This window comes from Ruegeria sp. BHSC276 (assembly GCF_059612945.1).
Window position 1 is genome coordinate 709,083 of record NZ_JBXWRP010000001.1, and the last position, 23,419, is coordinate 732,501.

Genomic DNA, 23,419 nt, shown 5'->3' on the forward strand with positions numbered 1-23,419 from the left:
TTGAGTGTCCCGCGAAACGCGACGGAACGGTCCGAACTGACCCTGCGTCACGACCCGTTGCGTTGACTGCGCAGTTTCGAAAAGTAGTCCAGACGCTTTTTCAACTCGCGCTCGAACCCGCGTTCGACCGGCTGGTACAGGACCGGGCGCTTCATGGTCTCGGGAAAGTAGTTCTGCCCCGAGAACCCGTCCTCGGCATCATGATCATAGGCATAGCCCGCGCCATAGCCCTGATCCTTCATCAATCCCGTCGGCGCGTTCAGGATGTGTTTGGGCGGCGGCTCGCTGCCCGACTGCTTGGCCAGGCGCATCGCCGCCTTGTAGCCCACATAGGCCCCGTTGGATTTGGGCGCCAGCGCCAGATACACGACCGCCTGCGCCAGCGCCAACTCACCCTCGGGCGACCCGAGCCGCTCGTACACCTCCCAGGCATGCAGGCAGATCGACTGGGCCTGCGGATCGGCCAGACCGATATCCTCGACCGCCATCCGGGTGATGCGGCGGGCCAGGTATCGCGGATCCTCGCCCCCGGTCAGCATCCGTGCGAACCAGTACAGCGCCGCATCCGGGTCGGACCCGCGCACCGATTTGTGCAGCGCCGAGATCAGATTGTAGTGCTCGTCCCCCGACTTGTCGTATTTCGCGGCACGACGCATCAGGCGCTTGGCCAGCGCGTCGGGGTCCAGCGGCGCGTCCACCGACCAGGCCGCGATTTGCTCGATCAGGTTCAACAGCGCCCGGCCGTCTCCATCCGCCATTTCCTGCAGCGCGTCCCGCGCTGCGGGTGTCAGAGGCAACGCCTTGCCCAGCTCTTTTTCGGCACGCTGCGTCAGGCGTTCCAGATCGGCCAGGCCCAGCCGTTCCAGCACTAGCACCTGCGCGCGGCTGAGTACGGCGGCGTTCAACTCGAACGATGGGTTTTCGGTGGTCGCGCCCACCAGAAGGATCGTCCCGTCCTCCATATGCGGCAGGAACCCGTCCTGCTGGGCCTTGTTGAAACGATGGATCTCGTCCACGAACAACAGCGTCCCCTTGCCGTTCCGCCGCCGCAACTTGGCAGCCTCGAACACCTTCTTGAGGTCGGGAACGCCAGTGAAGATCGCGCTGATCTGTTCGAAATGCAGGTCGGTTTCTTTGGCCAGCAGCCGCGCGATGGTAGTTTTGCCGACCCCCGGCGGCCCCCAGAAGATCAGGCTGGACAGGCTGCCCGACGCCAGCATCACCCCCAGCGGCGCCTCGGGGCCCAGAACCTGTTGCTGCCCGATCACCTCGGACAGCGCCCGGGGCCGCAACCGGTCTGCCAGCGGGCGGTTCGGGGCCGGTTCGGAGGCCTGCCCTTCGGTGTCGAACAGGTCACTCATGCCATCAGAGCCTGAACCGCAACGACACGGGCTTACCGCCGCGCACCAGATCGATCTGCACCCGCCGGCCCGGGTCGCGCAGCGCCCGAACGACGTCGCGCGGGCGTTCGGCCTTTCGCCCGTTCACGGCATTGATTACGTCGCCGGGCCGCAGCCCGGCCCGCGCGCCATAGGGGCCGGGGTCGACAACGACCACACCGGTTTGAGACAGGGGCAGCCCCATCTTGACGATCAAAGCCGGGTTGATTCGCGCAACCGTCATCCCCGGCAGAACCGTGCGGTCGTTCAAAGTGGTTTCCTCGGCCGTCGGCGTTTCAGGCGCAGCCATCAGCGCCACACTGACATCTTTCCTGTCACCACCGCGCAGCCGGGTCAGAACGGATGTCCCACCAACACCCGCCACCGACATGCGAAACTTCATCTCGGCGGGCGAGTTCACCTCTTCACCATCCACATGCGTGACGATGTCGCCCACCCGCAAGCCAGCCTCGGCCAATGGGCTGAGCGGATGGAGGTCCGAGATCACCACGCCCTGCGGCAGCGAAAGCCCAAGCGATTCCGCGATGTCGGCGCTCATGATCTGACCGGCCATGCCGGCCCAGGGGCTGACGAATTCCGTGTTGCCCGCCTTAGCCTGACGCAGGAATTCCGCCACCAGATTGGCCGGAATGGCAAAGCCGATGCCGTTGGACCCGCCCGACCGCGTGAGGATCGAGGTGTTGATGCCGATCAGATCTCCGTTGACGTCGATCAGAGCGCCCCCGGAATTGCCCGGGTTGATGGGCGCATCGGTCTGAATGAAATACCCCCGCGCATTGCCCGTGGCAGTTCCCGACCGCGCCAGCCCCGAGATGATGCCCGACGACACGGTCTGCCCCACGCCGAACGGGTTGCCGATGGCCAGAGCCAACTCGCCAACCTCGACCTGATCCGAATCGCGCAGACGCAGGAAGGGCAGGCCCTGCGCGTCCAGCAGGCGCAGGATGGCGATGTCGCTTTCCTCGTCGCCTAGGACGACCTCGGCGTGAAATTCACGACGATCCGTTGTGACGACCCGGATCTCGGTCGCGGTGCCGACGACGTGGTAGTTCGAAACGACGTAGCCATCCTCGGTCAAGATGACGCCCGACCCCAGAGAGTTCTGCACCCGTGGACGCGGCGTACCGAAGCCGCCACCGAAAAAGTCCTGAAAGAACGGGTCTGCGAAAATCGGGCTGCGGCGTCCGGGCCGGACGATCTTGGCATAGATGTTCACCACCGCCGGGGCCGCCTTTTTGACCACCGGGGCAAATCCCATCGAAATCTCGGCCTGCGATTGCGGAACCCGCGTCTCGGCGCCGGCCTGGGCGGCCAGTGTCATCAGACATACAGCCAGTATCGTGCGTATCATGACAGCTCCGTTCTTCCTCCGCCGAAGATATGCGGAGCGCGGCGTGCGAATGCAATAGAGCGTGGCGCTCCGCCGCCGGCAGGGTCGTTTCAAAGCCCGCAAAGCAATTAAAAACCCCTGCCCGGACGATCCGGACAGGGGTCAAGAGTTCGGCCATTCAGCCGGGTCTTATTCTTCGTCAGCGGCCGCTTCTTCGGCAGCAACGCGGGCCTTGTCGGCCGCGCCCTTGGCATCGACGTCGCGATCGACGAATTCGATGATCGCCATCGGCGCCATGTCGCCATAGCGGAAGCCGGCCTTCAGGATACGGACGTAGCCGCCCTGACGGTCCTTGTAGCGCGGGCCCAGAACCTCGAACAGCTTGGCGACGTCCTTGTCTTCCTTCAGCTGAGCTGCGGCCTGACGGCGGGCGTGCAGGTCGCCGCGCTTGCCCAGAGTGATCAGCTTTTCAACGATCGGGCGCAGCTCTTTTGCCTTGGGCAGCGTCGTCTTGATCTGTTCGTGCTCGATCAGCGAGCCGGCCATGTTCGAGAACAGGGCCTTGCGGTGCTCATGAGTACGGTTCAGGCGGCGGTAACCACGTGCGTGACGCATTTTTCAATTCCTTCTTTCGCGTTTTGCTTTGTCTGGCCGGCGATGCGTGTCACCGGCTCTCCTTGGGGCGGAAATGCCCATACGGTCCCCGGCAGCCCGGGCATTGGCGAAGACGCGCTTAGAACGCGTCTTCGAATTTTTTGGCCAGATCTTCGATGTTGTCGGGCGGCCAATCCTCGACATCCATGCCGAGGTGCAGGCCCATTCCGGACAGCACTTCCTTGATCTCGTTCAGCGACTTGCGGCCGAAGTTCGGGGTGCGCAGCATCTCGGCTTCGGTCTTCTGGATCAGATCGCCGATATAGACGATGTTGTCGTTCTTCAGGCAGTTTGCCGAACGGACCGACAGCTCCAGCTCGTCCACCTTCTTCAGCAGCAGCGGGTTGAACTCCAGACCATCGTCCTCGTCCTGGCGGCCCGCCGATTCCGGCTCGTCGAAGTTGACGAAGATCGACAGCTGATCCTGCAGGATGCGGGCGGCGAAGGCCAGCGCATCCTCGGGCGTGATCGAGCCGTCGGTTTCGATCTTCATGGTCAGCTTGTCATAGTCCAGAACCTGACCTTCGCGGGTCGGCTGAACGTCATAGGCGACCTTCTTGACCGGCGAATAGATCGCGTCGATCGGGATCAGGCCGATAGGCGCGTCTTCGGGCTTGTTCTTCTCGGCCGAGACATAGCCCTTTCCGGTGTTGACGGTCAGTTCCATGAACAGGTCGGCGCCATCGTCCAGGTGGCAGATGACGTGATCGCGGTTCAGAACCTCGATGCCGGCGCTTTCGCTGATGTCGCCTGCGGTGACGACTGCGGGGCCTTTGGCATTGATCGACAGGCGCTTGGGGCCTTCGACTTCCATGCGCAGAGCGACCTGCTTGAGGTTCAGGATGATGTCCGTGACGTCTTCACGCACACCTGCGACCGAGCTGAACTCGTGCAGGACGTTGTCGATCTGGACGCTGGTGATGGCCGCGCCTTGCAGCGAGCTCATCAGCACGCGGCGCAAGGCGTTGCCCAAGGTCAGACCAAAGCCGCGTTCAAGCGGTTCGGCGACGATGGTGGCCTGGCGCGCGGGATCATTGCCCGGCTTGCCGTCAAGCTGGGTCGGCTTGATCAATTCAGCCCAATTCTTGTGGATCATGTAATCCCTCCATTCCTGTCTGCGCCCCATGACCAACAAGGTGCAGACGCCCGAGGTTCAAAATGACGTGCTGGGGCCGTGCGAAAACACAGCCCCAGCTCAATTCCAAATTGCTTAGACGCGGCGGCGCTTCGGCGGGCGGCAACCGTTGTGGGCAATCGGGGTCACGTCGCGGATCGACGTGATGTTGAAGCCCACGGCAGCCAGCGCGCGCAGCGCCGATTCACGGCCCGAACCGGGGCCCTGAACTTCGACTTCCAGCGTCTTGACGCCATGTTCCTGCGCCTTGCGGCCAGCGTCTTCGGCGGCCATCTGCGCGGCGTAGGGGGTCGACTTCCGCGAACCCTTGAAGCCCATGGTGCCGGCCGACGACCACGAAATGGCGTTGCCCTGCACGTCCGAGATCAGGATCTTGGTGTTGTTGAAGGTCGAGTTCACATGGGCGACGCCCGATGCGATGTTCTTGCGCTCTTTGCGTTTTACGCGTGTCTTGTCACGTGCCATCGGTCAGACCCTCCTTACTTCTTCTTGCCCGCGATCGGCTTTGCGGGGCCTTTGCGGGTACGAGCGTTGGTGTGGGTGCGCTGACCGCGAACCGGCAGGTTGCGGCGGTGACGCAGACCGCGATAGCAGCCCAGGTCCATCAGGCGCTTGATGTTCATCTGCACTTCACGACGCAGGTCGCCTTCGACGGTGTAGTTGGCGTCGATGTGCTCGCGGATGGCCAGAACTTCGGCATCCGACAGTTCGTTCACCCGGCGGCTCTCGTCGATGCCCACGGCTTCGCAGATCGCCTTGGCCGAGGTGTTGCCGATTCCGGTGATGTAGGTGAGGGCGATAGGTACCCGCTTTGCAGTCGGGATGTTTACGCCGGCAATACGTGCCACGTGTCACTTTCCTTTCGTTGCGGTTCCGTAATTCCAGAACCTTTTTTCACAACGCCCAACCGTGGCAGTGTGGCCAGAGGGTTCAGCATCATTCGAGGTGGTCTTGGCATGCGGGACGAATCCCGCACACGCGGTTGATTCCCCAAGGGGATGGGGGTCGATATGGGCTTTTGGACTTGGCGTCAAGCCCCTTGCTGCCTCAGCCCAGTATGGCCTCGATCGAGGCCCGGACTTCCTTGATGTCCGCCAGCCCGTTCACCGGACGCAGATCACCTTTGGCATAGTAGTAACCGATCAACGGAGATGTCTTCTTGTAGTACTCCATCAACCGGGTCCGCAGGCTGTCTTCGTTGTCATCGGCCCGGCGTACCATGTTGGTACCGCCACATTTATCACATTCCCCATCGACCGCGGTGGGCTTGGTTTCGTCGTGATAGACCTCGCCGCAATCGCCACAGGTGAATCGGCCGGTGATCCGCTTGACCAACGCATCGTCATCCACGCGCATTTCGATCACGGTGTGCAGCGACTGACCCAGCTTGGCCAGCAGGGCGGACAAGGCGTCAGCTTGGGCCAAGGTACGCGGGAAGCCGTCGAAGATGAATCCAGCGCCCTTTTCGGTGGTCAGCTTTTCTTCGATCAGGCCGATAACGATCTCGTCGGTGACAAGCTTGCCCGCATCCATGATCGCAGCCACCTTCTTGCCCATCTCGGTTCCCGAGCTGCGGGCCTCGCGCAGCATGTCACCGGTGCTGAGCTGGATCATGCCCCGCGTTTCAACCAGGTGACGTGCTTGCGTACCCTTGCCTGCCCCCGGGGGGCCCAGAAGAATGATATTCATCGACGAGCGGGTCCCTTCCTGCCGCGTTTCTTGCCTTTGCCGCGCAACTGGGACTTTTCGATCAGCCCTTCGTATTGATGCGCCAGCAGGTGGCTCTGAACCTGTTGGATCGTGTCCATGGTCACAGAGACGATGATCAGAACTGAGGTGCCACCGAAATAGAACGGAATGGCGAACTGGCCGCGCAGGATCTCGGGCAGCAGGCAGACCGCCGCCAGATAGGCCGAGCCCAGCACCAGCACGCGGTTGACCACATATTCCAGATACTCGGCGGTTTTCTTACCGGGACGGATGCCGGGCACAAAGCCGTTCTGCTTTTTCAGGTTGTCCGCCACGTCATCCGGTTTGAACGACACGTTGAACGTGTAGAAATACGCAAAGAACACGATCATCGAAGCGAAGAACAGCAGGTACAGCGGCTGTCCCGGTCCGAAATTGGCCAGCAGCCACGACATGATCGGTCCGTTCGCCGCGCCCGACGAGAAGGTCGAGATCGTGACCGGCAGCAGCAGCAGCGAGCTGGCGAAGATCGCCGGAATCACGCCGGCAGGGTTGACCTTGACCGGCAGGTGGCTCGAGCCGCCTTCATAGACCTTCATGCCGACATTGCGGCGCGGGTACTGGATATGGATCTTGCGCAGCGCGCGCTCCATGAACACCACGAAGGTGATCACAGCGATCACCATCACGATCACGCCGACGATCACGGCCGGGCTGATCGCACCGCTACGGCCTGAGGCGAAGAACTGCGCCAGCGCCGCCGGAACCTCGGCGATGATACCGACGAAGATGATCAGCGAGATGCCGTTGCCGATGCCGCGCGCGGTGATCTGTTCGCCCAGCCACATCAGGAACATGGTGCCGCCCACCAGCGTGATCATCGTGGACAGGCGGAAATACAGACCGGGATCGGTCGCCAAATCGCCCGATTCCAGCGAAACCGCCAGGCCATAGGCCTGCACGGTGGCCAGCGCCACAGTGCCGAAACGGGTGTATTGGTTGATCTTCTTGCGGCCCTGCTCGCCCTCTTTCTTGAGTTGTTCGAGCGCGGGAACCATCGAGGTCAGCAGCTGCACGATGATCGATGCCGAGATATAGGGCATGATGCCGAGGGCAAAGATACCCATCCGCCCCAGCGCCCCGCCGGTGAACATCGAAACCATCCCACCGATGCCCTGCCCCGCCTGCTCCATGAACTCGCGCAGCGCCTGCCCGTCGATCCCCGGCACCGGAATGAAGGTGCCCAGACGATAGACGATCAGCAAACCCAGCGTGAACAGGATGCGGTTGCGCAGATCGGTGGCCTTGCCCAGGGCAGCCCAGCTTGTGTTGGCTGCCATTTGTTCTGCTGCTGATACCATAAATCGGTCTCTCTTATGAAAACGCCGCCCGGAACCGTTTTCCGGCTCGGGCGGCGTCTTGGAAAACTCTGAGGTCTATGTAAGCGGGTCGGCGCCCGCTCACAAGCGCTTACTCTGCCGCAGCGGCTTTTGTGACCTTCAGTGAACCGCCCGCTTTTTCCACGGCTTCGATGGCCGACTTCGAGGCGCCGGTCACTTCCAGGTTCAGCTTGGCGGTGATTTCACCCTTGGCCAGAACGCGGACGCCGTCCAGCTTGCGGCGGACCAGGCCCGAGGCAATCAGAGCGTCCTCGGTGATCGCGGCCTTGGCGTCCAGCTTGCCGGCGTCGACGAATTTCTGGATCAGGCCCAGGTTCACAACGGCGTATTCCTTGCGGTTCGGCTTGTTGAAGCCACGCTTGGGCAGGCGCTGATACAGCGGCATCTGGCCGCCTTCATAGCCGTTGATGGCCACACCCGAACGGGATTTCTGGCCTTTGATACCACGGCCACCCATTTTACCCTTGCCCGAGCCGGGACCACGGCCAACGCGGGTCCGTTTCTTGACGGCGCCGGGATTGTCGCGCAGTTCATGCAGTTTCATGTCGCTTCTCCTTAGCCGGATATGACCCCGAAGCGTGATGGGCCAAACACGGCATTTCTTGATTTTGATTCTCGTGGCCGTCATGCCACCGAAGCCCGATACAGCGTCAGGCCTCCGGTTGCAAGTTTTGATTGTCCGATCGCAACGAGTCAGCCCTCGGGATCGGAGATCGGCGCGTCTTGCGGAACGATACCATGTTTGGCCACCAGTTGCCCGACCAAGCTGTCGGGGTGCGGAACGCCGCCGTTCTTGCGCATGATCGCGCGCATCCGGCGTCCGTAGAGATGGATCGAAACCGTATCTTCGTGGAAAAACCGGTCGAGATTCGTATTCGGCCGTGCCATGGCGCGGCGGCGCGTGAAATTGATCGGATAGAACACATGCTCTGGCAGGGCGTATTTGATCTCGCCTGTTTCCTTCAACGCCCAGGTGAACGCCTTTGGCCCCCACACACCCCACAAAAACTCGGGAACGTTGGTGGGATTTCCGGCGTCCCGCGCCTCTTCCAATGGCCGCCGGTGGCGCGGAGGCAGCCAAGGCGGTATTCGATACGGATCATTCGTGTACTCGATCAGCTTGGCCAGAGTTTCACTGTCATGCGGCAGCCCCAATACGCCGATGGCTACCTCACCCTCGAGATACCCGTAGTAATGGCCATTCGCCGTTGAATAGGGTTTCAGGCAATAGGCATCAGTGTCGGCCCAAATCAGGTCGGGTTCCTGCGCCAGCATCCGGTATCGGAACTTGTCGGAATGCGGCGCCGGGCTTTGGGTGCGGTCATGGGTGATGAATTCGGAATCGGGCAGGATCTCTCGGGCGTCCCGCTGCTCCACCCCGTCGGGAATGTTGGTCACGTTGTTGTAGGTGTACAGGCGCACGCTGTGGCCCATGTCCAGATAGGACTGGATGCAAAGCAGCTCGAGGAAACTGAGCGGCCCCTCCACCCACAGCATTCCGATCTGGTAGTCCCTCGCCATGCCCTGCCCTTTCACCCGCAAAATCGCGTTGTTCAGGAAGTGGCGCAATTCCCGGTCCCATGCAACGGTGCAGTTGGCGCCCCTTGGAAATTCTTGAGGAGACAGACGCCCAAAAAGGAAAAGGGCGCCCGTCCGGCGCCCCACCTGCATCGCGAAGAAGGCCTTTGCCACTTACGAGCAATAAGCGTGCTCGCGTGCGATATCGGCAATGTCGCAGCGGCGGATGCCGATGTCGTTGAGTTCACGGTCGCTCAACCGCTGCAGCTCGGAATAGGTCTTGCTGTATTCTCGCGCGCGGGTCTGGGCGCGCTTGATGCCGTCGATCAGGTCGCGGATGCGGGCGGTCAGGTTCAGGCCGCCATGGGGGATGTTCAGTGCGTGTGCCATATCTGGGCTCCGTTCTTGCCGGGGCGTATTCCCTGGCGCTGTGAGTGTCGTTCCTTTTGGACACTCCACAGATAGGCCCGGATGTTACCGCAAACAATCCAAGTCTCGGTCTACCCGTCATGCGCCAGATGCATGGCAAGCCATGCAGACGGCGCAAAGAAAAACGCCCCCGAACGGGTCGGGGGCGTTTTCGAGTTGGGTCCGAGACGCGATCAGTCGCGTTCTTCGATGATCTCCACCAGATGCGGGATCTTGTTGACCATGCCGCGGATCGAGGGGGTATCCTCCAGTTCGCGGGTCTTGTGCATCTTGTTCAGGCCCAGGCCGATCAGGGTTGCGCGCTGGTCGGCGGGGCGGCGGATCGGCGAGCCGATCTGCTTGACGACGATGGTTTTTGCCATGGTGACGTCTCCTTACGCTTCTTCGGCGACTTGCGCCGATGCGGCCGGTGCTTCGTCCCGCTTGGGCAGGATGTCAGCAACCTTCTTGCCACGACGTGCGGCAACCGAACGCGGGCTCTGTTCTTTCTTCAGGCCGTCGATGGTGGCGCGGATCATGTTGTAGGGGTTCTGCGAGCCCAGCGACTTGGACACCACGTCCTTGACGCCCAGCATCTCGAACACGGCACGCATCGGACCACCGGCGATGATACCGGTACCTTCCGGCGCGGTGCGCATGACGACCTTGCCGGCGCCGTGGCGGCCTTCGATGTCGTGGTGCAGGGTGCGGCCTTCGCGCAGCTGCACGCGGATCATGTTGCGTTTGGCCTGCTCGGTGGCCTTGCGGATGGCTTCGGGCACTTCTTTCGCCTTGCCCTTGCCAAAGCCGACGCGGCCTTTCTGATCGCCGACAACCACCAGAGCGGCGAAGCCGAAGCGCTTACCACCCTTTACAGTTTTCGACACGCGGTTGATCGCAACCAGGCGATCTGCGAATTCCGGTGCTTCCTCGCGCTCGCGACGGTTGCCCCGGCGGTTTTCACGTTCTGCCATTTCGGCATCCCTTTCTCTGATGGCGCGTCAGCGCCGTTACTTCAATCCAGGTGAGCCCCGGCCCGCGGCCGAGGCTCCCGGATCATCGGGGTGGCCGCATGGGCCACCCACAGGTCTTAGATCTTCAGACCGCCTTCACGCGCAGCGTCGGCCAGAGCCTTCACCTTGCCGTGGAACAGGAAGCCGCCACGATCGAAATAGGCCTCTTCTACGCCGGCCTTCTTGGCCCGCTCTGCGATGGCCGCGCCCACCTTGGTGGCCGCTTCGATGTTGTTCTTGCCGACAACGCCCAGATCCTTTTCCAGGGTCGAGGCCGAGGCCAGGGTCACGCCGCGCACATCGTCGATCAGCTGGACCGAGATGTTCTTGTTCGAGCGGTGCACCGACAGGCGCGGACGCCCGGCGTTGACCTTGCGAAGCTTGTTCCGAACGCGCAGGCGGCGCTTCAGAAACAGGGTTCTTTTGCTGTTTGCCATTGTGTTCGTCCTTACTTCTTCTTGCCTTCCTTGCGGAAGATGAACTCGCCCTTGTAGCGGATGCCCTTGCCTTTGTACGGCTCGGGGCGGCGCCAGTCGCGGATCTTGGCCGCCACTTCGCCCACCAGCTGCTGGTCGATGCCTTCCACGACGATCTCGGTCTGCTTCGGCGCGGTGATTGTGACACCTTCCGGCGCAACGAAATCGACATCGTGGCTGTAGCCCAGGTTCAGCTTCAGGGTGTTGCCCTGCATCTGAGCGCGGTAACCCACACCCTGGATCTCCAGCTCTTTCTTGAAGCCGTTGGTCACGCCTTCAACCAGGTTGGCAACCATGGTGCGGCTCATGCCCCACTGCTGACGTGCACGCTTCGAGGTGCCGCGCGGAGTGATCTTGACCACGTTGTCTTCGACCGACAGGGTGACGTCGTCGGTTGCGGTGAAGCTGCGGGTACCTTTCGGACCCTTCACTTCGATGGTCTGGCCGGACACAGCAGCGGAAACGCCGCTGGGCAGCTCGACCGGTTTTTTACCAATACGAGACATTCCAGACCTCCTTAGAAGACGGTGCAGAGCACTTCGCCGCCAACATTGTTGGAGCGAGCGTTCGCGTCCGACATCACGCCCTTGGGCGTGCTGACAATCGACACGCCCAGACCCTGACGGACCTGCGGAATGTCATTGACGCCCATGTACACGCGACGACCGGGCTTCGAGACCCGCTTCAGTTCGCGAATGACAGGGGTGCCTTCATAGTATTTCAGGCTGATCTCGAGCGCCGGATGGCCATTGGCGCCGGTCACTTTTTCATAGCCGCGGATGTAGCCTTCGTCCGCCAGCACGTCCAGAACCCAGGCGCGCAGTTTCGACGCCGGAGTGGTCACGGTGGACTTGCCGCGCATCTGCGCGTTGCGGATACGGGTGAGCATATCGCCGATAGGATCGTTCATATCACTCTCTCCCTTACCAGCTCGATTTCACCATGCCGGGGATCTGACCAGCAGAGCCCAGCTCGCGCAGCGCGATACGGCTGATCTTCAGCTTACGATAGTAAGCGTGCGGACGGCCGGTCAGCTGGCAGCGGTTGTGCAGACGGGTTGCCGAGCTGTTGCGCGGCAGTTTCGCCAGTTTCAGTCGCGCCTTGAAGCGCTCTTCCATCGGGCGGCTCTCGTCATTCGCGATTTCTTTCAGCTCGGCGCGTTTTGCGGCGTATTTGGCCACCAGGCGCTCGCGCTTCTTTTCGCGCTCGATCATTGCTTTTTTAGCCATGTCTCTTTCCTCCCGGCGCTTACGCGTTGAACGGCATGTTGAAGTGCTTCAACAGTGCCTTTGCTTCAGCGTCGGTTTTCGCTGTGGTGGCAATTACGATGTCCAGGCCCCAGACCTCGTCGACTTTGTCGAAGTCGATTTCCGGGAACACGATGTGCTCTTTCATGCCCATGGCAAAGTTGCCACGGCCGTCAAAAGCCGGTTTCACACCGCGGAAGTCACGCACGCGCGGCAGCGCGATGGTGATCAGACGGTCCAGGAATTCGTACATCCGGTCGCCGCGCAGGGTGACCTTGGCGCCCAGCGGCATGTCTTCACGGACGCGGAAACCCGCGATCGACTTCTTCGCCTTGGTCGCCACGGCCTTCTGGCCGGCAATCGCAGTCAGATCCTCGACGGCGGCCTTCGCCTTCTTCGAGTCCTTCACCGCCTCGGCACCACAGCCGATGTTCAGAACGATCTTCTCCAGCTTGGGGATCTGCATATCGTTCTTGTAGCCGAACTCTTCCTTCAGAGCGGCGCGGATCTTGTCGGCGTACTGAGCTTTCAGACGCGGGGTGTAGGTTGCAGCATCAAGCATCGATCACGTCCCCCGTGGTCTTGGCGTAACGAACCTTCTTGTCACCTTCCATGCGGAAGCCGACGCGGGTTGCCTTGCCGTTCTTGTCCAGCAGAGCCAGGTTCGACAGGTCGATCGGCATCGCCTTGGGCAGGCGGCCACCTTGCGAGGTCTGCGACTGGCGGGTGTGGCGGATGGCGATGTTGATGCCATCAACCACGGCTTTGCCAGCCTTGGGGTCGACCGAGGTGATCACGCCCTCTTTGCCCTTGTCCTTGCCGGCCAGCACGACGACCTTGTCGCCTTTGCGGAGTTTAGCAGCCATGATTACAGCACCTCCGGAGCCAGCGAGATGATCTTCATGAAGTTCTTCGCGCGCAGTTCACGAACGACGGGGCCGAAGATACGGGTACCGACGGGCTCGTTGTTGTTGTTCAGGATGACGGCGGCGTTGCGATCAAAGCGGATCGCGGTACCGTCTTCGCGACGGACTTCCTTGGCGGTGCGCACGACGACGGCCTTGCGGACGTCACCTTTCTTCACGCGGCCGCGCGGGATGGCTTCCTTCACCGAGACGACGATGATGTCGCCGACGGAGGCGTATTTACGCTTGGAACCACCCAGGACCTTGATGCACTGAACTCGGCGTGCGCCGGAGTTGTCAGCGACATCCAGATTGGTCTGCATCTGGATCATGTGGTTTCTCCCGACCTGTGGGGGCTGGTCTAGTTAGTTCCCCCAGGGTTTCGACAAATGGAAAGTTCCGGGGGCTTACGCCTCCAGAACCTCCCAGCGTTTCGTCTTCGATTTCGGCGCGCATTCGATGATGCGTACGGTGTCGCCGACCTTGAAGGCGTTCTTTTCATCGTGAGCCCGGTATTTCTTGGACTTACGGATGGTCTTCTTCAGAACAGGGTGCGTGAAGCGGCGCTCCACCAGCACGGTGACGGTCTGTTCGTTGGCGTCGCTGGTCACGGTGCCTTGCAGAATACGTTTGGGCATCTCTCAGGCTCCTCAGTTCGCAGCTTCAGCAGCTTTTTCGTTCAGCACGGTCTGGATGCGGGCCACGTCGCGGCGCACGCTCTTGATCCGGGCGGTGTTCTCGAGTTGTCCGGTCGCCTGCTGGAAGCGCAGGTTGAATGCTTCCTTCTTCAGGTTGACCAGATCCTCCCGGAGCTGGTCCGGGGTCTTGTTACGCAGTTCCTGGGCGTTCATCGCCTTTTCCTTTGCTCAAAACACCAGAAGGCCCCTTCGCGGGTCACCTTTGACCTGGTGGATGAATGACAGACATGCGAATCGCCCGACGCAGTCGGGAGATCGCAGGATGCCGCCGTATAAGGGTTTGAGGGGTGGGTGGCAAGGGAAAGTTTCAAACCTCCAACCCGTCACCTCCAGAGGTCACTCCAGCAAGCAAATCTTCGCGCTCAACTTCCTTCAAGCCCGAGCGTCGGGCTACATGAAGAAGTCGCAGGATCATGACCTCTTCGGGCTTCCCCGCAATCCAGCGAGGCGCGGCTGAAAGAGACTCCTGATCTTCTATTTTGACCGCGGAAATCCCACTTGCCTCAATCCCACCTGTAGTTGAAGCTTACCGAGATCCTCTCTTCTTCGGCCATGTTCATCGGCACCTCGTGGCGGAGCCAGCTTTCCCAAAGCAACACGTCACCGACCTCGGGCTTCATATAAATGAACGGTTGCAATTCCCGCCGTGCGCCCTTGCGGCGCACCGGCGCGGCCATCATCCGACCTGAGCGCGGGTCCTCCAGCTTCAACGCGCTGGCTCCCTCTGGCATCGAAACATAGGTCGTTCCGGATATCACACTGTGTGGATGGATATGGCTGGCATGCATTCCGCCTTCTGGCAGAATGTTGATCCAAAGATCCTCGAGCCTCAATCCGCGCCCATCCAGATCGAATTCCAAGTCTTCGGCAAACGCGGCCACATGTTGGTCCAGCACCTTGACCAGATCGGCGAAGATCGGGAAGCGCCACGGCAAGTCGGTCAGCGAGGCATAGCTGGTGTAGCCAGGATAGCCGTTTTCTTCGCACCATTCCTGGCCGGCTTCGTCGTCCTGGGCGATGACCAGACAGGAGTTCTCCAGTTCCTCCGGTTCGATCCTGGGATCGAACTCGGACAGAGCGGCGCGGTAAAGTCGGGTGACGAAGAGCGATTCGATCTGTGGCATGATCTCGTCCTAATGCAGCGTCGCAACGAAAGCCATGGAAGTTTTGCGAGGCTCTGCCTCGCGCTCCGGGATATTTGCGGCCAGATGAATCTCGCGTGAATCTCGCGGTCCATTCTTCATCAGGCAAGAAATATCCCCGGGGGAGCCGCGGCTTGCCGCGGTGTGGGAAGCGCCCCCTCGAAAAAAGCCATACCCCCGCCGGTTTCCCAACGGGGGTAGTATTGTCGCGGCGGGATTATACCAGCCGCTTACCAGTCCTCGCGGACGACGACGCGGGTCTTGATCGGCAGCTTCATCGCAGCCAGGCGCAGGGCCTCGCGAGCGATTTCATCGTTGACGCCGTCGATCTCGAACATCACGCGACCGGGCTTCACTTTGGCTGCCCAATAGTCAACCGAGCCTTTACCTTTACCCATACGGACTTCGGTCGGCTTCGAGGTCACGGGGGTATCCGGGAAGATCCGGATCCAGACACGACCTTGACGTTTCATGTGACGGGTCATGGCACGACGTGCAGCTTCGATCTGACGCGCGGTCACGCGCTCGGGCTGCAGGGCTTTCAGACCGTAGGTGCCAAAGTTCAGATCAGAGCCGCCCTTGGCTTCGCCCTTGATCCGGCCTTTGTGCATCTTGCGGAATTTCGTACGCTTTGGTTGAAGCATCTCAAATCCTCCTTAGCGACGGCCGCCTGCACCACGCGGTGCCGGACCATCCTGGAGTTCCTGTGCTTTACGGTCACGTGCCTGCGGATCGTGCTCCATGATCTCACCTTTGAAGATCCAGACCTTGATCCCGATGATCCCGTAGGGGGTCATCGCTTCGGCATGTGCGTAATCGATGTCGGCACGCAGGGTGTGCAGAGGCACGCGGCCTTCGCGGTACCATTCGGTCCGTGCGATTTCGGCACCGCCCAGACGACCAGCGACGTTCACCCGGATACCCAGGGCGCCCATGCGCATGGCGTTCTGAACCGACCGCTTCATCGCGCGGCGGAACGAAACGCGGCGCTCCAGCTGCTGAGCGATCGACTCGGCAACCAGCTGCGCGTCGAGTTCCGGCTTGCGCACTTCGACGATGTTCAGGTGCAGTTCGCTGTCGGTCATCGCAGCCAGCTTCTTGCGCAGAACTTCAATGTCCGCGCCTTTCTTGCCGATGATGACACCCGGACGTGCGGTGTGGATCGTGACGCGGCACTTCTTGTGCGGACGCTCGATGATCACACGGGCCACGCCGGCCTGCTTGCACTCTTTCTTGATGAACTCACGGATCTTGAGGTCTTCCAGCAGAAGATCACCGTAGTCCTTGGTATCTGCGTACCAACGGCTGTCCCAGGTGCGGTTGACCTGAAGGCGCATGCCGATCGGATTGACTTTATGTCCCATTAGGCTTGCTCCTCAACTTGACGCACCTTGATGGTGATCTCCGAGAACGGCTTCATGATCTTGCCGAACCGGCCGCGGGCACGCGGGCGGCCGCGCTTCATGACCAGGTTCTTACCAACCCAAGCCTCGGCGACGATCAGCTCGTCGACATCCAGGTTGTGGTTGTTCTCGGCGTTGGCGATGGCCGACTGAAGGCATTTCTTCACGTCCTGCGCGACACGCTTGTTCGAGAAAGTCAGGTCGGTCAGAGCCTTCTCGACTTTCTTGCCGCGGATCATCGCTGCAACCAGGTTCAGTTTCTGCGGGCTGGTGCGAAGCATACGGGTCTTGGCCATTGCTTCGTTTTCAGCCACGCGGCGGGGGTTCTTTGCCTTGCCCATGACTTACTTCCGCTTCGCTTTCTTGTCCGCGGCGTGACCGTAATAGGTCCGGGTCGGCGAGTACTCACCGAACTTCTGACCGATCATGTCTTCCGTGACGGATACAGGGATATGTTTCTGGCCGTTGTACACACCAAAGGTCAGACCCACGAACTGGGGCAGAATGGTGGAACGACGCGACCAGATCTTAATGACTTCGTTGCGGCCCGACTCGCGCGCTGCTTCGGCTTTTTTCAGCACGTAAGCGTCGACGAAAGGACCCTTCCAAACAGAGCGAGACATGTCTTAACGCCCTTTCTTCTTGGCGTGCCGCGAGCGGATGATCAGCTTCTGGGACGCTTTGTTCTTGTTGCGGGTACGCTTACCCTTGGTGTCCTTACCCCAAGGCGTAACCGGCGTACGGCCACCCGAGGTCCGGCCTTCACCACCACCGTGGGGGTGATCGATCGGGTTCATGGCAACACCACGGACCGACGGACGCACGCCCTTGTGGCGCATACGACCGGCTTTGCCGAGGTTCTGGTTGCTGTTGTCGGGGTTCGATACGGCACCGACGGTGGCCATGCATTCCTGGCGCACCATGCGCAGCTCGCCCGAGCTCAGACGGATCTGGGCATAGCCGCCATCGCGACCGACGAACTGGGCGTAGGTGCCCGCGGCACGCGCGATCTGACCGCCCTTGCCGGGCTTCATCTCGATGTTGTGCACGATGGTACCGATCGGCATGCCCGAGAACGGCATCGCGTTGCCGGGCTTGATGTCGGCCTTGGCCGAAGCGATGACCTTGTCGCCAACCGCCAGACGCTGCGGCGCCAGGATATAGGCCTGCTCGCCGTCGTCATATTTGATCAGTGCGATGAATGCGGTCCGGTTCGGGTCGTATTCGATCCGCTCGACGGTTGCCGCCACATCCAGTTTGTTCCGTTTGAAGTCAACGATCCGGTAGAGACGCTTTGCGCCACCGCCACGGCGGCGTGAAGTGATCCGTCCGGTGTTGTTCCGGCCGCCCGATTTGGTCAAACCCTCGGTGAGAGACTTGACCGGACGTCCTTTCCAAAGCTCCGAACGGTCGATCAGCACCAGCCCGCGCTGGCCCGGCGTCGTCGGTTTGTACGACTTGAGTGCCATGCTTTCTGTCTTCCGTTTAGCAAGCGCGAGGATCAATCCCCGCTATGTGAGAGGCCCCCGTAGGTGCCCAGGTTATAGGGCCCCGAAGGTCCCCGGCTGCAAATATCAGAGGCCCCGGAACGAATCCGAGGCCGCAAGATTGGGAGCGTGTAGCAGGGTTGGGGGTGGGTGTCTATAGGTAGTATCCCGATTTTCTTCACCCTTTGCTCACACCGAGCGCAGAAGCTACGCGACCCTTGCTCGCCACGTCACACAGAGCCCCTGTCTGTCCCGGCGCTTAGTTCTGGCTCGTGTACCAGATCGGCGAGGTATAGGCTCGGTCTTGTACGGTGGGCGGCACCACTTCGGGCAGCGGGACACCATAAAATGCCGCGTCGAAGGTTGTCCATCGAGGCTTCGGTATCTCGATTACGCGAACGTAATAGAATGCGTCTTCGGCAGGGTCGAACGCAGGGTCCTCCCAATAGCCGGACAGAGCAGCCGCACCGATGGAATTGGTGTAGGTTGCGCTCTTGATATCTACCGTGTTCCCGACCGGTTCGCGCGCACGCCCATCATCTCCGATTTCGCGACCGCCCGACACTGCGACGTCATAGATTCGTTCGTGGGATTTACCGTCGGAATCCAGCCACCCCTTGATGATCTGCACCCGATCCAAGTTGGCGCCATCAGGATCGCGTAAGGCCCTTATCAGAAACCGAGGCGAAGCCCCTTCGGGAATATTCGTCAAATCGCCGCCCATCGGAACCCCGTTCTGATATCCATTCGACACGAAATCGGATGCGTGCAGATCGGCCTCCGCGAACTCCCAGCCGCCAAAGACACGCACGCGAATACGGCTTCCGGTCGTGGCATAGGCCTCTTTACGGGTGATTGCGCCAAAAACCTCTTGCCGGGTATTTTCCCGCGCCCAGACAGCCGTCAAGCCAGCGGCAGACTCCTGCGCGGTTATGATCCGCAGAGCTGGATCTTCGGCCGGGATGACGTCGATGTTATGGCGATTGGCTGACGGCTCGGTGTGCTGGTATTTGCCAAAATAGTTGTCTTCCCGCGTGGTGGGGATCGCGGTGTGCGTGTCGGTCGTGCCGTAGAGGCCGAACTTGTAGGGGTTCACACCGATCTCGCGGCCCAGCTCCAAACCGACTTTCAGCGCCGAGCGCGCGTATTCATAGCGCAGCATCTCGGGTGTCTTCGCAGCCGTGCCGGAAAGGTTGGCCACATCCCAGCTTTCGAAATCCGCGAATTCGTCGTCGGGCGACAGCATGGGATGCGTCTCCTCGTCGCCTTTGATCTGGGTCATCTCATGCATCGGCTCCCAGCGGATACGCTGGGCCGCATATTCAGCATCCATCGGCGAACCATCGAACTTGTTCTTACTGAACATCAGCCCGTTCGACATATTGGCGTTGTGAGGCACGGCAATGGCCTGTCCACCGGTCTTGGCCTCGTAACCCTCGAGATATTCCCACAGAAGCTGAGGGTCAGGCGCCTCGAAGAACGTCAGTGGCTTGGTCTGGCTGGTTTTGTCGGCCCCGTCCCCAAACAGAATGACACGGTGCAGGTTGTCGCCCTTGGGGGTAAAGGTCCATTCAAAGCCGCTAAGCGCGGTGAAATTGCCCGGATCGTTGTATTGATCAACCGTTTCCACGATTTCCAGCCAGAGGTCCCCATCCAGGTTTAAGCCTGCGGTCGGATCCCGACCCTGTACCGTGCCGATATCAATGATCTCGGCGAAGGCAGCCATCCTTGCCTCCTGTCCCTGCCGAAACTGATCGTGAATGCGCCTGCCCCATTCATCCTGCAGAAGTCGAGGGTTGGATGTGCGGATGGCTGTTGCCAGTCCGAGCATTTCTGCGTGCTCGGTAATGGCCAGGAAATCCAGAGGGCGAACAAGTTGGACCGGTTGCCCTGTATTCGAAATGATTTTTTCACCACGCGCCACACGGAATGCGTCATGAATGCTGAGCGATGTCCCGATCAGCCCCGCATCGAACGAGATCTCGGTATGGAAATGCAGATCGCCGAACAAAACCGTGTCCGGATAGGACCGACCCACAAAGGGTGAGTAGGTCGTTTCCAGCTCCACAGCTTCCGGCTTCAAGGTCCCCTCGAATGCATGTGCTCCCGACACCGTGAAAACGACGGCACCCGCGGCAACGCAAGGCAGGTTCAACGGCTTGAAAAAATCGTACATTTCTATCCCCCCAACATTCACTTTTCATCTTATCACAATGCTCTTGAAAATTCTTGGCACTCAAAAAAATCAAATAAAAAACCCCCGCCTTTCGGCGGGGGCTTTCATCTCTTTCCAAAGACGGGTCCGATCAAAGACCGGTGGTCACGTCGATGGTGTTGCCCTCTTCCAGGGTCACATAGGCTTTTTTGACGTCTTTCCGCTTGCCCAGCTGGCCGCGGAACCGCTTGACCTTGCCTTTTGTCACGGTGGTGTTCACCGCCTTGACCTTCACACCAAACAACGCCTCGACGGCCTCTTTGATCTGCGGCTTGTTGGCGTCGATCGCGACCTCGAAGACAACCGCGCCGTTTTCGGACGCCATGGTCGTTTTCTCGGTGATGATCGGCTTGCGGATCACGTCGTAGTGTTCTGCCTTCGCGCTCATTTCAGTCGAGCCTCCAGTGCTTCGACACCCGCCTTGGTGAGCACCAGCGTGTCACGCTTGAGGATGTCATAGACGTTTGCGCCCATCGACGGCAGGACATCCAGACCTTCGATGTTGCGGGCTGCGCGGGCGAACCCTTCGTTCACGGTGGCGCCGTCGATGACCAGAGCGCGCTTCCAGCCCAGGTTTGCAACCTGCTTGGCCAATGCGGCGGTCTTGCCTTCGGCTTCGGCAGCCTCGATCACGACCAGCTCACCTGCCTTTGCCTTGGCCGACAGAGCGTGGCGCAGGCCCAGCTTGCGGAACTTCTTGGGCAGGTCGTGGCCGTGCGAACGCGGGGTCGGGCCCTTGTAGATACCACCCTTGCGGAAGATCGGCGCATTGCGGTCACCGTGACGTGCGCCACCGGTGCCCTTCTGGCGATAGATCTTCTTGGTCGAGTAGCTGGTCTCGGACCGGGTCTTGACCTTGTGGGTGCCGGCCTGCGCGTTGTTGCGCTGCCAACGGACCACACGGTGCAGGATGTCCGCGCGGGGCTCGAGGCCGAACAGAGCTTCGTCCAGCTCGATGTCGCCGGCTTTCTTGCCGTCCAGTTTGATCACGTCAAGTTTCATGCTTCACCCCCTTCCGCGGGCGCTTCTTCAGCCGGAGCCTCGGTCGCTGCAGTTTTCAGAGCAGCCGGGAACGGCAGACCCTCGGGCGCTTTCTTCTTCACGGCGTCCTTGACGGTGACCCAGCCCGATTTCGGCCCAGGAACGGCACCCTTGATGAAGACCAGGCCACGCTCGGCGTCGGTTTTGACGACTTCGAGGTTCTGCGTGGTGACACGTGCAGCACCCATGTGACCGGCCATCTTCTTGCCCTTGAACACCTTGCCCGGGTCCTGACACTGACCGGTCGAACCGTGCGAACGGTGCGAGATCGAGACACCGTGCGAGGCGCGCAGACCACCGAAGTTGTGGCGCTTCATCGCACCGGCAAAGCCTTTACCGATCGAGGTGCCCGAAACGTCAACCTTCTGACCTTCGACGAAGTGATCTGCCGAGATCTCGGCGCCCACTTCGATCAGCGCGTCTTCCGACACGCGGAACTCGGCCAGCTTGCGCTTGGGCTCGACCTTGGCGGCGGCGAAGTGGCCGCGCATGGCCTTCGAGGTGCGTTTTGCCTTGGCGGCACCGGCGCCCAGCTGAACGGCGGTATAGCCGTCTTTGTCAGCGGTGCGCTGTGCGACGACCTGCAGGTTGTCCAGGTGCAGAACGGTGACAGGGATCTGACGACCGTCTTCCATGAACAGCCGGGTCATGCCGACTTTCTTTGCGATAATACCAGAGCGCATCATCAATACCCTCCGATCTTACGACTGCAGCTTGATCTCGACGTCCACACCAGCGGCGAGGTCGAGCTTCATCAGCGCGTCCACGGTCTGGGGCGTCGGATCTACGATGTCGAGCAGACGCTTGTGCGTGCGGATCTCGAACTGATCGCGGGATTTCTTGTCAACGTGAGGGCCACGGAGAACCGTGAACTTCTCGATCTTGTTCGGCAGCGGGATCGGGCCACGCACTTGCGCGCCGGTCCGCTTGGCAGTGTTGACGATCTCTTGCGTGCTGGCATCCAGGACGCGATAGTCAAATGCCTTGAGCCGAATACGGATGTTTTGGCTTTGCATCGTAACAGCCTTTTTTTTCAGGCGTTGGAGTTGAGAGGAGGACAGGCGCTCATCGCCAACCCTCATCGAACCCAAAAGGCGGGAATCACCCCGCCTTTACGTTCTGCATGAGAACCCGCGCGGCATACATGGGAGAAAGGGGTTTGGCAAGCGGTTTGTTTGGATCAAGTCCACCGCATCTTACGCCTGATAGGCCGTGAACACGTCCAAAAAATTGGGAAATCATTGTCAGATCGAAGCATTCCAAGCCCAATCAAGCACATGATTTAACCGGGCCTAGCGATCTTCACGGACAGACACGAATAGCCAAAGCAAGAAAATTGCACCAAAGGGGTTGATAATCAATGCTGCCATTTGCCATAGCAGTCGATCTTGTCCGCGCCGTTCCGCCATGTCGCCTACCAGAGCAAACAGCTCCCAAATCAACCATAGGAAGAAAGAAATGAATAGAAGGGCAAGTATTGCTTCCATAGGCTGCTTTTTCCCTGCTCTCGCGTGTTTGCGTTTGTGACATTCTGAATGTCACCACGTTGTTGGCCCGATAGGGAGTTCAGGCTTTAACTTGATTGAGTAGTCTAAAGTTTCGGCACCGAAGTCACGACGCCTCTAAATACTTTGTCACCTTCAACATCAATTTCACAAACGCCTTCGATGCGTTCGCCAGGTTTGTTGCCCAACTGCTGCAGTAACTGCTGCCTTTCCAACTCAGGTGGGCGATAGCAAAATGACCATACTTTTTCGAGATAGAATGGCACTTCAACCGGATAGCCAAAATAGCGCCGCGAAGCCCTTTCATTCGGTACATCGAGTAGGATAGCTCGCAGTCCGCTCTTGAAAGAGATCGAAAATGCCCCTTCCGGTAAATCTGGGCGTGTATGAAACCCGGCGCTGTAGTAGTCATAAGCTATGTAGCTCACCCCAAGCACCAAGACCCCGCCAGCCAACCATTTTCACATAATCGGACAAATCCGTTTGCTCTCGTTTTGATTGTTTTACCCTGAATAGGCGGAATGTCCACTAGAGAGGAGCACCAAAAAGGGCGCCCCGAGGGACGCCCTTTCCGTCTGATCGTTCGCTTGTGCGAATTACTCGATGATTTTCGAGACGACGCCGGCGCCGACGGTGCGGCCTCCTTCGCGGATGGCGAAACGCAGGCCGTCTTCCATCGCGATCGGAGCGATCAGTTCGACGGTGAAGCCGACGTTGTCGCCCGGCATGACCATCTCAGTGCCTTCCTTCAGC

At 60.3% G+C, this 23,419-nt stretch carries 36 protein-coding genes; all 36 read right to left on the reverse strand.

Translation table 11 applies throughout. From position 1 onward, the window contains the following. Positions 1–47: 47 nt before the first annotated feature. The gene (locus AC2FMD_RS03485; protein ID WP_496743329.1) at positions 48–1,361 is read right to left on the reverse strand and encodes a replication-associated recombination protein A; all 1,314 of its coding nucleotides are present in this window, start codon (positions 1,359–1,361) and stop codon (positions 48–50) included. Between the two features lie 4 nt (positions 1,362–1,365). Further along, positions 1,366–2,751: a trypsin-like peptidase domain-containing protein gene (locus AC2FMD_RS03490; RefSeq protein ID WP_496686670.1), complete on the reverse strand. Its 1,386-nt coding sequence runs from the start codon at positions 2,749–2,751 to the stop codon at positions 1,366–1,368. 168 nt (positions 2,752–2,919) lie between these two features. Further along, positions 2,920–3,345: a 50S ribosomal protein L17 gene (gene rplQ / locus AC2FMD_RS03495; protein WP_496679187.1), complete on the reverse strand. Its 426-nt coding sequence runs from the start codon at positions 3,343–3,345 to the stop codon at positions 2,920–2,922. A gap of 118 nt (positions 3,346–3,463) precedes the next feature. Continuing rightward, positions 3,464–4,480, reverse strand: a complete 1,017-nt coding sequence (locus AC2FMD_RS03500) for a DNA-directed RNA polymerase subunit alpha (protein ID WP_149775087.1) — start codon at positions 4,478–4,480, stop codon at positions 3,464–3,466. Between the two features lie 114 nt (positions 4,481–4,594). Continuing rightward, positions 4,595–4,984 (reverse strand): 30S ribosomal protein S11, encoded by a 390-nt coding sequence (gene rpsK / locus AC2FMD_RS03505; protein WP_068344878.1) that lies wholly within the window; start codon positions 4,982–4,984, stop codon positions 4,595–4,597. Positions 4,985–4,998: 14 nt separating this feature from the next. Then, the gene (rpsM, locus tag AC2FMD_RS03510; protein WP_068344877.1) at positions 4,999–5,367 is read right to left on the reverse strand and encodes a 30S ribosomal protein S13; all 369 of its coding nucleotides are present in this window, start codon (positions 5,365–5,367) and stop codon (positions 4,999–5,001) included. A gap of 199 nt (positions 5,368–5,566) precedes the next feature. Beyond that, positions 5,567–6,208 carry an adenylate kinase gene (locus tag AC2FMD_RS03515; RefSeq protein WP_496679191.1) on the reverse strand — a complete coding sequence of 214 codons (642 nt, stop codon included), beginning with the start codon at positions 6,206–6,208 and terminating at the stop codon, positions 5,567–5,569. Further along, positions 6,205–7,569, reverse strand: a complete 1,365-nt coding sequence (secY, locus tag AC2FMD_RS03520) for a preprotein translocase subunit SecY (protein WP_149775089.1) — start codon at positions 7,567–7,569, stop codon at positions 6,205–6,207. Before secY ends, AC2FMD_RS03515 begins: the two co-directional genes overlap by 4 nt. A 109-nt stretch (positions 7,570–7,678) precedes the next feature. Further along, positions 7,679–8,152 (reverse strand): 50S ribosomal protein L15, encoded by a 474-nt coding sequence (rplO, locus tag AC2FMD_RS03525; RefSeq protein ID WP_496679192.1) that lies wholly within the window; start codon positions 8,150–8,152, stop codon positions 7,679–7,681. A 149-nt stretch (positions 8,153–8,301) separates the two neighbouring features. Further along, entirely contained in the window at positions 8,302–9,129 is an 828-nt protein-coding gene (locus AC2FMD_RS03530; RefSeq protein ID WP_496743330.1) for a hypothetical protein, read from the reverse strand. 171 nt (positions 9,130–9,300) lie between these two features. Next, positions 9,301–9,516 carry a DUF1127 domain-containing protein gene (locus AC2FMD_RS03535; RefSeq protein WP_496679196.1) on the reverse strand — a complete coding sequence of 72 codons (216 nt, stop codon included), beginning with the start codon at positions 9,514–9,516 and terminating at the stop codon, positions 9,301–9,303. Positions 9,517–9,728: 212 nt separating this feature from the next. Then, positions 9,729–9,917 (reverse strand): 50S ribosomal protein L30, encoded by a 189-nt coding sequence (rpmD, locus tag AC2FMD_RS03540; protein ID WP_149775093.1) that lies wholly within the window; start codon positions 9,915–9,917, stop codon positions 9,729–9,731. A 12-nt stretch (positions 9,918–9,929) separates the two neighbouring features. Then, a complete protein-coding gene (gene rpsE / locus AC2FMD_RS03545; RefSeq protein WP_496679198.1) occupies positions 9,930–10,508 on the reverse strand; it encodes a 30S ribosomal protein S5 in 579 nt (192 codons plus the stop codon). A 116-nt stretch (positions 10,509–10,624) separates the two neighbouring features. Then, positions 10,625–10,984, reverse strand: coding sequence for a 50S ribosomal protein L18 (gene rplR, locus AC2FMD_RS03550; protein ID WP_005980751.1), 360 nt, complete (start codon positions 10,982–10,984; stop codon positions 10,625–10,627). An 11-nt stretch (positions 10,985–10,995) separates the two neighbouring features. Then, positions 10,996–11,529 carry a 50S ribosomal protein L6 gene (rplF, locus tag AC2FMD_RS03555; protein WP_490361834.1) on the reverse strand — a complete coding sequence of 178 codons (534 nt, stop codon included), beginning with the start codon at positions 11,527–11,529 and terminating at the stop codon, positions 10,996–10,998. Positions 11,530–11,540: 11 nt separating this feature from the next. Beyond that, positions 11,541–11,933, reverse strand: coding sequence for a 30S ribosomal protein S8 (gene rpsH / locus AC2FMD_RS03560; protein ID WP_490361835.1), 393 nt, complete (start codon positions 11,931–11,933; stop codon positions 11,541–11,543). Between the two features lie 13 nt (positions 11,934–11,946). Further along, positions 11,947–12,252 carry a 30S ribosomal protein S14 gene (gene rpsN, locus AC2FMD_RS03565; RefSeq protein ID WP_005980746.1) on the reverse strand — a complete coding sequence of 102 codons (306 nt, stop codon included), beginning with the start codon at positions 12,250–12,252 and terminating at the stop codon, positions 11,947–11,949. A 19-nt stretch (positions 12,253–12,271) separates the two neighbouring features. Then, positions 12,272–12,832 carry a 50S ribosomal protein L5 gene (rplE, locus tag AC2FMD_RS03570; RefSeq protein ID WP_496686665.1) on the reverse strand — a complete coding sequence of 187 codons (561 nt, stop codon included), beginning with the start codon at positions 12,830–12,832 and terminating at the stop codon, positions 12,272–12,274. After that, positions 12,825–13,136, reverse strand: a complete 312-nt coding sequence (gene rplX / locus AC2FMD_RS03575) for a 50S ribosomal protein L24 (RefSeq protein ID WP_149775099.1) — start codon at positions 13,134–13,136, stop codon at positions 12,825–12,827. The genes rplE and rplX overlap by 8 nt, the downstream gene beginning before the upstream one ends. Before the next feature lie 2 nt (positions 13,137–13,138). Continuing rightward, on the reverse strand, positions 13,139–13,507 hold the full coding sequence (gene rplN, locus AC2FMD_RS03580) for a 50S ribosomal protein L14 (protein ID WP_005621870.1): 369 nt from the start codon (positions 13,505–13,507) through the stop codon (positions 13,139–13,141). A gap of 75 nt (positions 13,508–13,582) precedes the next feature. Continuing rightward, positions 13,583–13,813: a 30S ribosomal protein S17 gene (gene rpsQ, locus AC2FMD_RS03585; protein ID WP_068344864.1), complete on the reverse strand. Its 231-nt coding sequence runs from the start codon at positions 13,811–13,813 to the stop codon at positions 13,583–13,585. Between the two features lie 12 nt (positions 13,814–13,825). After that, the gene (rpmC, locus tag AC2FMD_RS03590) at positions 13,826–14,026 is read right to left on the reverse strand and encodes a 50S ribosomal protein L29 (protein ID WP_149775100.1); all 201 of its coding nucleotides are present in this window, start codon (positions 14,024–14,026) and stop codon (positions 13,826–13,828) included. A 350-nt stretch (positions 14,027–14,376) separates the two neighbouring features. Next, entirely contained in the window at positions 14,377–14,997 is a 621-nt protein-coding gene (locus AC2FMD_RS03595; RefSeq protein ID WP_496743332.1) for a 2OG-Fe(II) oxygenase family protein, read from the reverse strand. A gap of 248 nt (positions 14,998–15,245) precedes the next feature. Further along, a complete protein-coding gene (gene rplP, locus AC2FMD_RS03600; RefSeq protein WP_005980704.1) occupies positions 15,246–15,659 on the reverse strand; it encodes a 50S ribosomal protein L16 in 414 nt (137 codons plus the stop codon). A 12-nt stretch (positions 15,660–15,671) separates the two neighbouring features. Next, positions 15,672–16,379, reverse strand: a complete 708-nt coding sequence (gene rpsC, locus AC2FMD_RS03605) for a 30S ribosomal protein S3 (RefSeq protein ID WP_149775103.1) — start codon at positions 16,377–16,379, stop codon at positions 15,672–15,674. Beyond that, positions 16,379–16,759, reverse strand: a complete 381-nt coding sequence (rplV, locus tag AC2FMD_RS03610; protein ID WP_005980700.1) for a 50S ribosomal protein L22 — start codon at positions 16,757–16,759, stop codon at positions 16,379–16,381. The genes rpsC and rplV overlap by 1 nt, the downstream gene beginning before the upstream one ends. A gap of 3 nt (positions 16,760–16,762) precedes the next feature. After that, positions 16,763–17,041 (reverse strand): 30S ribosomal protein S19, encoded by a 279-nt coding sequence (rpsS, locus tag AC2FMD_RS03615; RefSeq protein WP_496679210.1) that lies wholly within the window; start codon positions 17,039–17,041, stop codon positions 16,763–16,765. 3 nt (positions 17,042–17,044) lie between these two features. After that, entirely contained in the window at positions 17,045–17,887 is an 843-nt protein-coding gene (gene rplB / locus AC2FMD_RS03620; protein WP_093965344.1) for a 50S ribosomal protein L2, read from the reverse strand. 277 nt (positions 17,888–18,164) lie between these two features. After that, complete coding sequence (locus AC2FMD_RS03625) at positions 18,165–20,081, reverse strand: DUF3604 domain-containing protein (RefSeq protein ID WP_496743335.1); 1,917 nt, start codon at positions 20,079–20,081, stop codon at positions 18,165–18,167. Positions 20,082–20,211: 130 nt separating this feature from the next. Continuing rightward, positions 20,212–20,508 (reverse strand): 50S ribosomal protein L23, encoded by a 297-nt coding sequence (locus tag AC2FMD_RS03630; RefSeq protein WP_170367992.1) that lies wholly within the window; start codon positions 20,506–20,508, stop codon positions 20,212–20,214. After that, positions 20,505–21,122: a 50S ribosomal protein L4 gene (gene rplD / locus AC2FMD_RS03635; RefSeq protein ID WP_149777559.1), complete on the reverse strand. Its 618-nt coding sequence runs from the start codon at positions 21,120–21,122 to the stop codon at positions 20,505–20,507. Before rplD ends, AC2FMD_RS03630 begins: the two co-directional genes overlap by 4 nt. Continuing rightward, a complete protein-coding gene (gene rplC / locus AC2FMD_RS03640; RefSeq protein WP_496679215.1) occupies positions 21,119–21,844 on the reverse strand; it encodes a 50S ribosomal protein L3 in 726 nt (241 codons plus the stop codon). Before rplC ends, rplD begins: the two co-directional genes overlap by 4 nt. An 18-nt stretch (positions 21,845–21,862) precedes the next feature. Further along, positions 21,863–22,177, reverse strand: a complete 315-nt coding sequence (gene rpsJ / locus AC2FMD_RS03645; protein WP_005621947.1) for a 30S ribosomal protein S10 — start codon at positions 22,175–22,177, stop codon at positions 21,863–21,865. Positions 22,178–22,453: 276 nt separating this feature from the next. Then, the gene (locus tag AC2FMD_RS03650) at positions 22,454–22,648 is read right to left on the reverse strand and encodes a hypothetical protein (RefSeq protein WP_496679218.1); all 195 of its coding nucleotides are present in this window, start codon (positions 22,646–22,648) and stop codon (positions 22,454–22,456) included. 104 nt (positions 22,649–22,752) lie between these two features. Then, complete coding sequence (locus AC2FMD_RS03655) at positions 22,753–23,094, reverse strand: hypothetical protein (RefSeq protein WP_496679221.1); 342 nt, start codon at positions 23,092–23,094, stop codon at positions 22,753–22,755. A gap of 168 nt (positions 23,095–23,262) precedes the next feature. Beyond that, a partial coding sequence (locus tag AC2FMD_RS03660) for an EF-Tu C-terminal domain-related protein (protein ID WP_496794672.1) occupies positions 23,263–23,419 on the reverse strand: 157 nt, incomplete at its 5' end.

Excerpts from the sequence above, each read along its gene's own strand:
- AC2FMD_RS03500 (WP_149775087.1), bottom strand. The coding sequence starts at position 4,480 with ATGATCCACAAGAATTGGGCTGAATTGATCAAGCCGACCCAGCTTGAC.
- rplC (WP_496679215.1), bottom strand. The coding sequence starts at position 21,844 with ATGCGCTCTGGTATTATCGCAAAGAAAGTCGGCATGACCCGGCTGTTC.
- rplV (WP_005980700.1), bottom strand. The coding sequence starts at position 16,759 with ATGGGCAAGGCAAAGAACCCCCGCCGCGTGGCTGAAAACGAAGCAATG.
- rpsQ (WP_068344864.1), bottom strand. The coding sequence starts at position 13,813 with ATGCCCAAACGTATTCTGCAAGGCACCGTGACCAGCGACGCCAACGAA.
- rpsE (WP_496679198.1), bottom strand. The coding sequence starts at position 10,508 with ATGGCAGAACGTGAAAACCGCCGGGGCAACCGTCGCGAGCGCGAGGAA.
- rpsS (WP_496679210.1), bottom strand. The coding sequence starts at position 17,041 with ATGTCTCGCTCTGTTTGGAAGGGTCCTTTCGTCGACGCTTACGTGCTG.
- rplP (WP_005980704.1), bottom strand. The coding sequence starts at position 15,659 with ATGCTTCAACCAAAGCGTACGAAATTCCGCAAGATGCACAAAGGCCGG.
- rplX (WP_149775099.1), bottom strand. The coding sequence starts at position 13,136 with ATGGCTGCTAAACTCCGCAAAGGCGACAAGGTCGTCGTGCTGGCCGGC.
- AC2FMD_RS03490 (WP_496686670.1), bottom strand. The coding sequence starts at position 2,751 with ATGATACGCACGATACTGGCTGTATGTCTGATGACACTGGCCGCCCAG.
- rpmD (WP_149775093.1), bottom strand. The coding sequence starts at position 9,917 with ATGGCAAAAACCATCGTCGTCAAGCAGATCGGCTCGCCGATCCGCCGC.
- AC2FMD_RS03595 (WP_496743332.1), bottom strand. The coding sequence starts at position 14,997 with ATGCCACAGATCGAATCGCTCTTCGTCACCCGACTTTACCGCGCCGCT.
- rplB (WP_093965344.1), bottom strand. The coding sequence starts at position 17,887 with ATGGCACTCAAGTCGTACAAACCGACGACGCCGGGCCAGCGCGGGCTG.
- rplQ (WP_496679187.1), bottom strand. The coding sequence starts at position 3,345 with ATGCGTCACGCACGTGGTTACCGCCGCCTGAACCGTACTCATGAGCAC.
- rpsJ (WP_005621947.1), bottom strand. The coding sequence starts at position 22,177 with ATGCAAAGCCAAAACATCCGTATTCGGCTCAAGGCATTTGACTATCGC.
- rpsC (WP_149775103.1), bottom strand. The coding sequence starts at position 16,379 with ATGGGACATAAAGTCAATCCGATCGGCATGCGCCTTCAGGTCAACCGC.
- rpsH (WP_490361835.1), bottom strand. The coding sequence starts at position 11,933 with ATGAACGATCCTATCGGCGATATGCTCACCCGTATCCGCAACGCGCAG.
- AC2FMD_RS03485 (WP_496743329.1), bottom strand. The coding sequence starts at position 1,361 with ATGAGTGACCTGTTCGACACCGAAGGGCAGGCCTCCGAACCGGCCCCG.
- AC2FMD_RS03630 (WP_170367992.1), bottom strand. The coding sequence starts at position 20,508 with ATGAGCGCGAAGGCAGAACACTACGACGTGATCCGCAAGCCGATCATC.
- rpsK (WP_068344878.1), bottom strand. The coding sequence starts at position 4,984 with ATGGCACGTGACAAGACACGCGTAAAACGCAAAGAGCGCAAGAACATC.
- AC2FMD_RS03515 (WP_496679191.1), bottom strand. The coding sequence starts at position 6,208 with ATGAATATCATTCTTCTGGGCCCCCCGGGGGCAGGCAAGGGTACGCAA.
- rplN (WP_005621870.1), bottom strand. The coding sequence starts at position 13,507 with ATGATCCAGATGCAGACCAATCTGGATGTCGCTGACAACTCCGGCGCA.
- AC2FMD_RS03650 (WP_496679218.1), bottom strand. The coding sequence starts at position 22,648 with ATGGAAGCAATACTTGCCCTTCTATTCATTTCTTTCTTCCTATGGTTG.
- AC2FMD_RS03535 (WP_496679196.1), bottom strand. The coding sequence starts at position 9,516 with ATGGCACACGCACTGAACATCCCCCATGGCGGCCTGAACCTGACCGCC.
- AC2FMD_RS03625 (WP_496743335.1), bottom strand. The coding sequence starts at position 20,081 with ATGTACGATTTTTTCAAGCCGTTGAACCTGCCTTGCGTTGCCGCGGGT.
- rpmC (WP_149775100.1), bottom strand. The coding sequence starts at position 14,026 with ATGAACGCCCAGGAACTGCGTAACAAGACCCCGGACCAGCTCCGGGAG.
- AC2FMD_RS03530 (WP_496743330.1), bottom strand. The coding sequence starts at position 9,129 with ATGGCGAGGGACTACCAGATCGGAATGCTGTGGGTGGAGGGGCCGCTC.
- rplF (WP_490361834.1), bottom strand. The coding sequence starts at position 11,529 with ATGTCTCGTATTGGTAAAAAACCGGTCGAGCTGCCCAGCGGCGTTTCC.
- rplR (WP_005980751.1), bottom strand. The coding sequence starts at position 10,984 with ATGGCAAACAGCAAAAGAACCCTGTTTCTGAAGCGCCGCCTGCGCGTT.
- rplE (WP_496686665.1), bottom strand. The coding sequence starts at position 12,832 with ATGCTTGATGCTGCAACCTACACCCCGCGTCTGAAAGCTCAGTACGCC.
- rplO (WP_496679192.1), bottom strand. The coding sequence starts at position 8,152 with ATGAAACTGCATGAACTGCGCGACAATCCCGGCGCCGTCAAGAAACGG.
- rplD (WP_149777559.1), bottom strand. The coding sequence starts at position 21,122 with ATGAAACTTGACGTGATCAAACTGGACGGCAAGAAAGCCGGCGACATC.
- secY (WP_149775089.1), bottom strand. The coding sequence starts at position 7,569 with ATGGTATCAGCAGCAGAACAAATGGCAGCCAACACAAGCTGGGCTGCC.
- rpsN (WP_005980746.1), bottom strand. The coding sequence starts at position 12,252 with ATGGCTAAAAAAGCAATGATCGAGCGCGAAAAGAAGCGCGAGCGCCTG.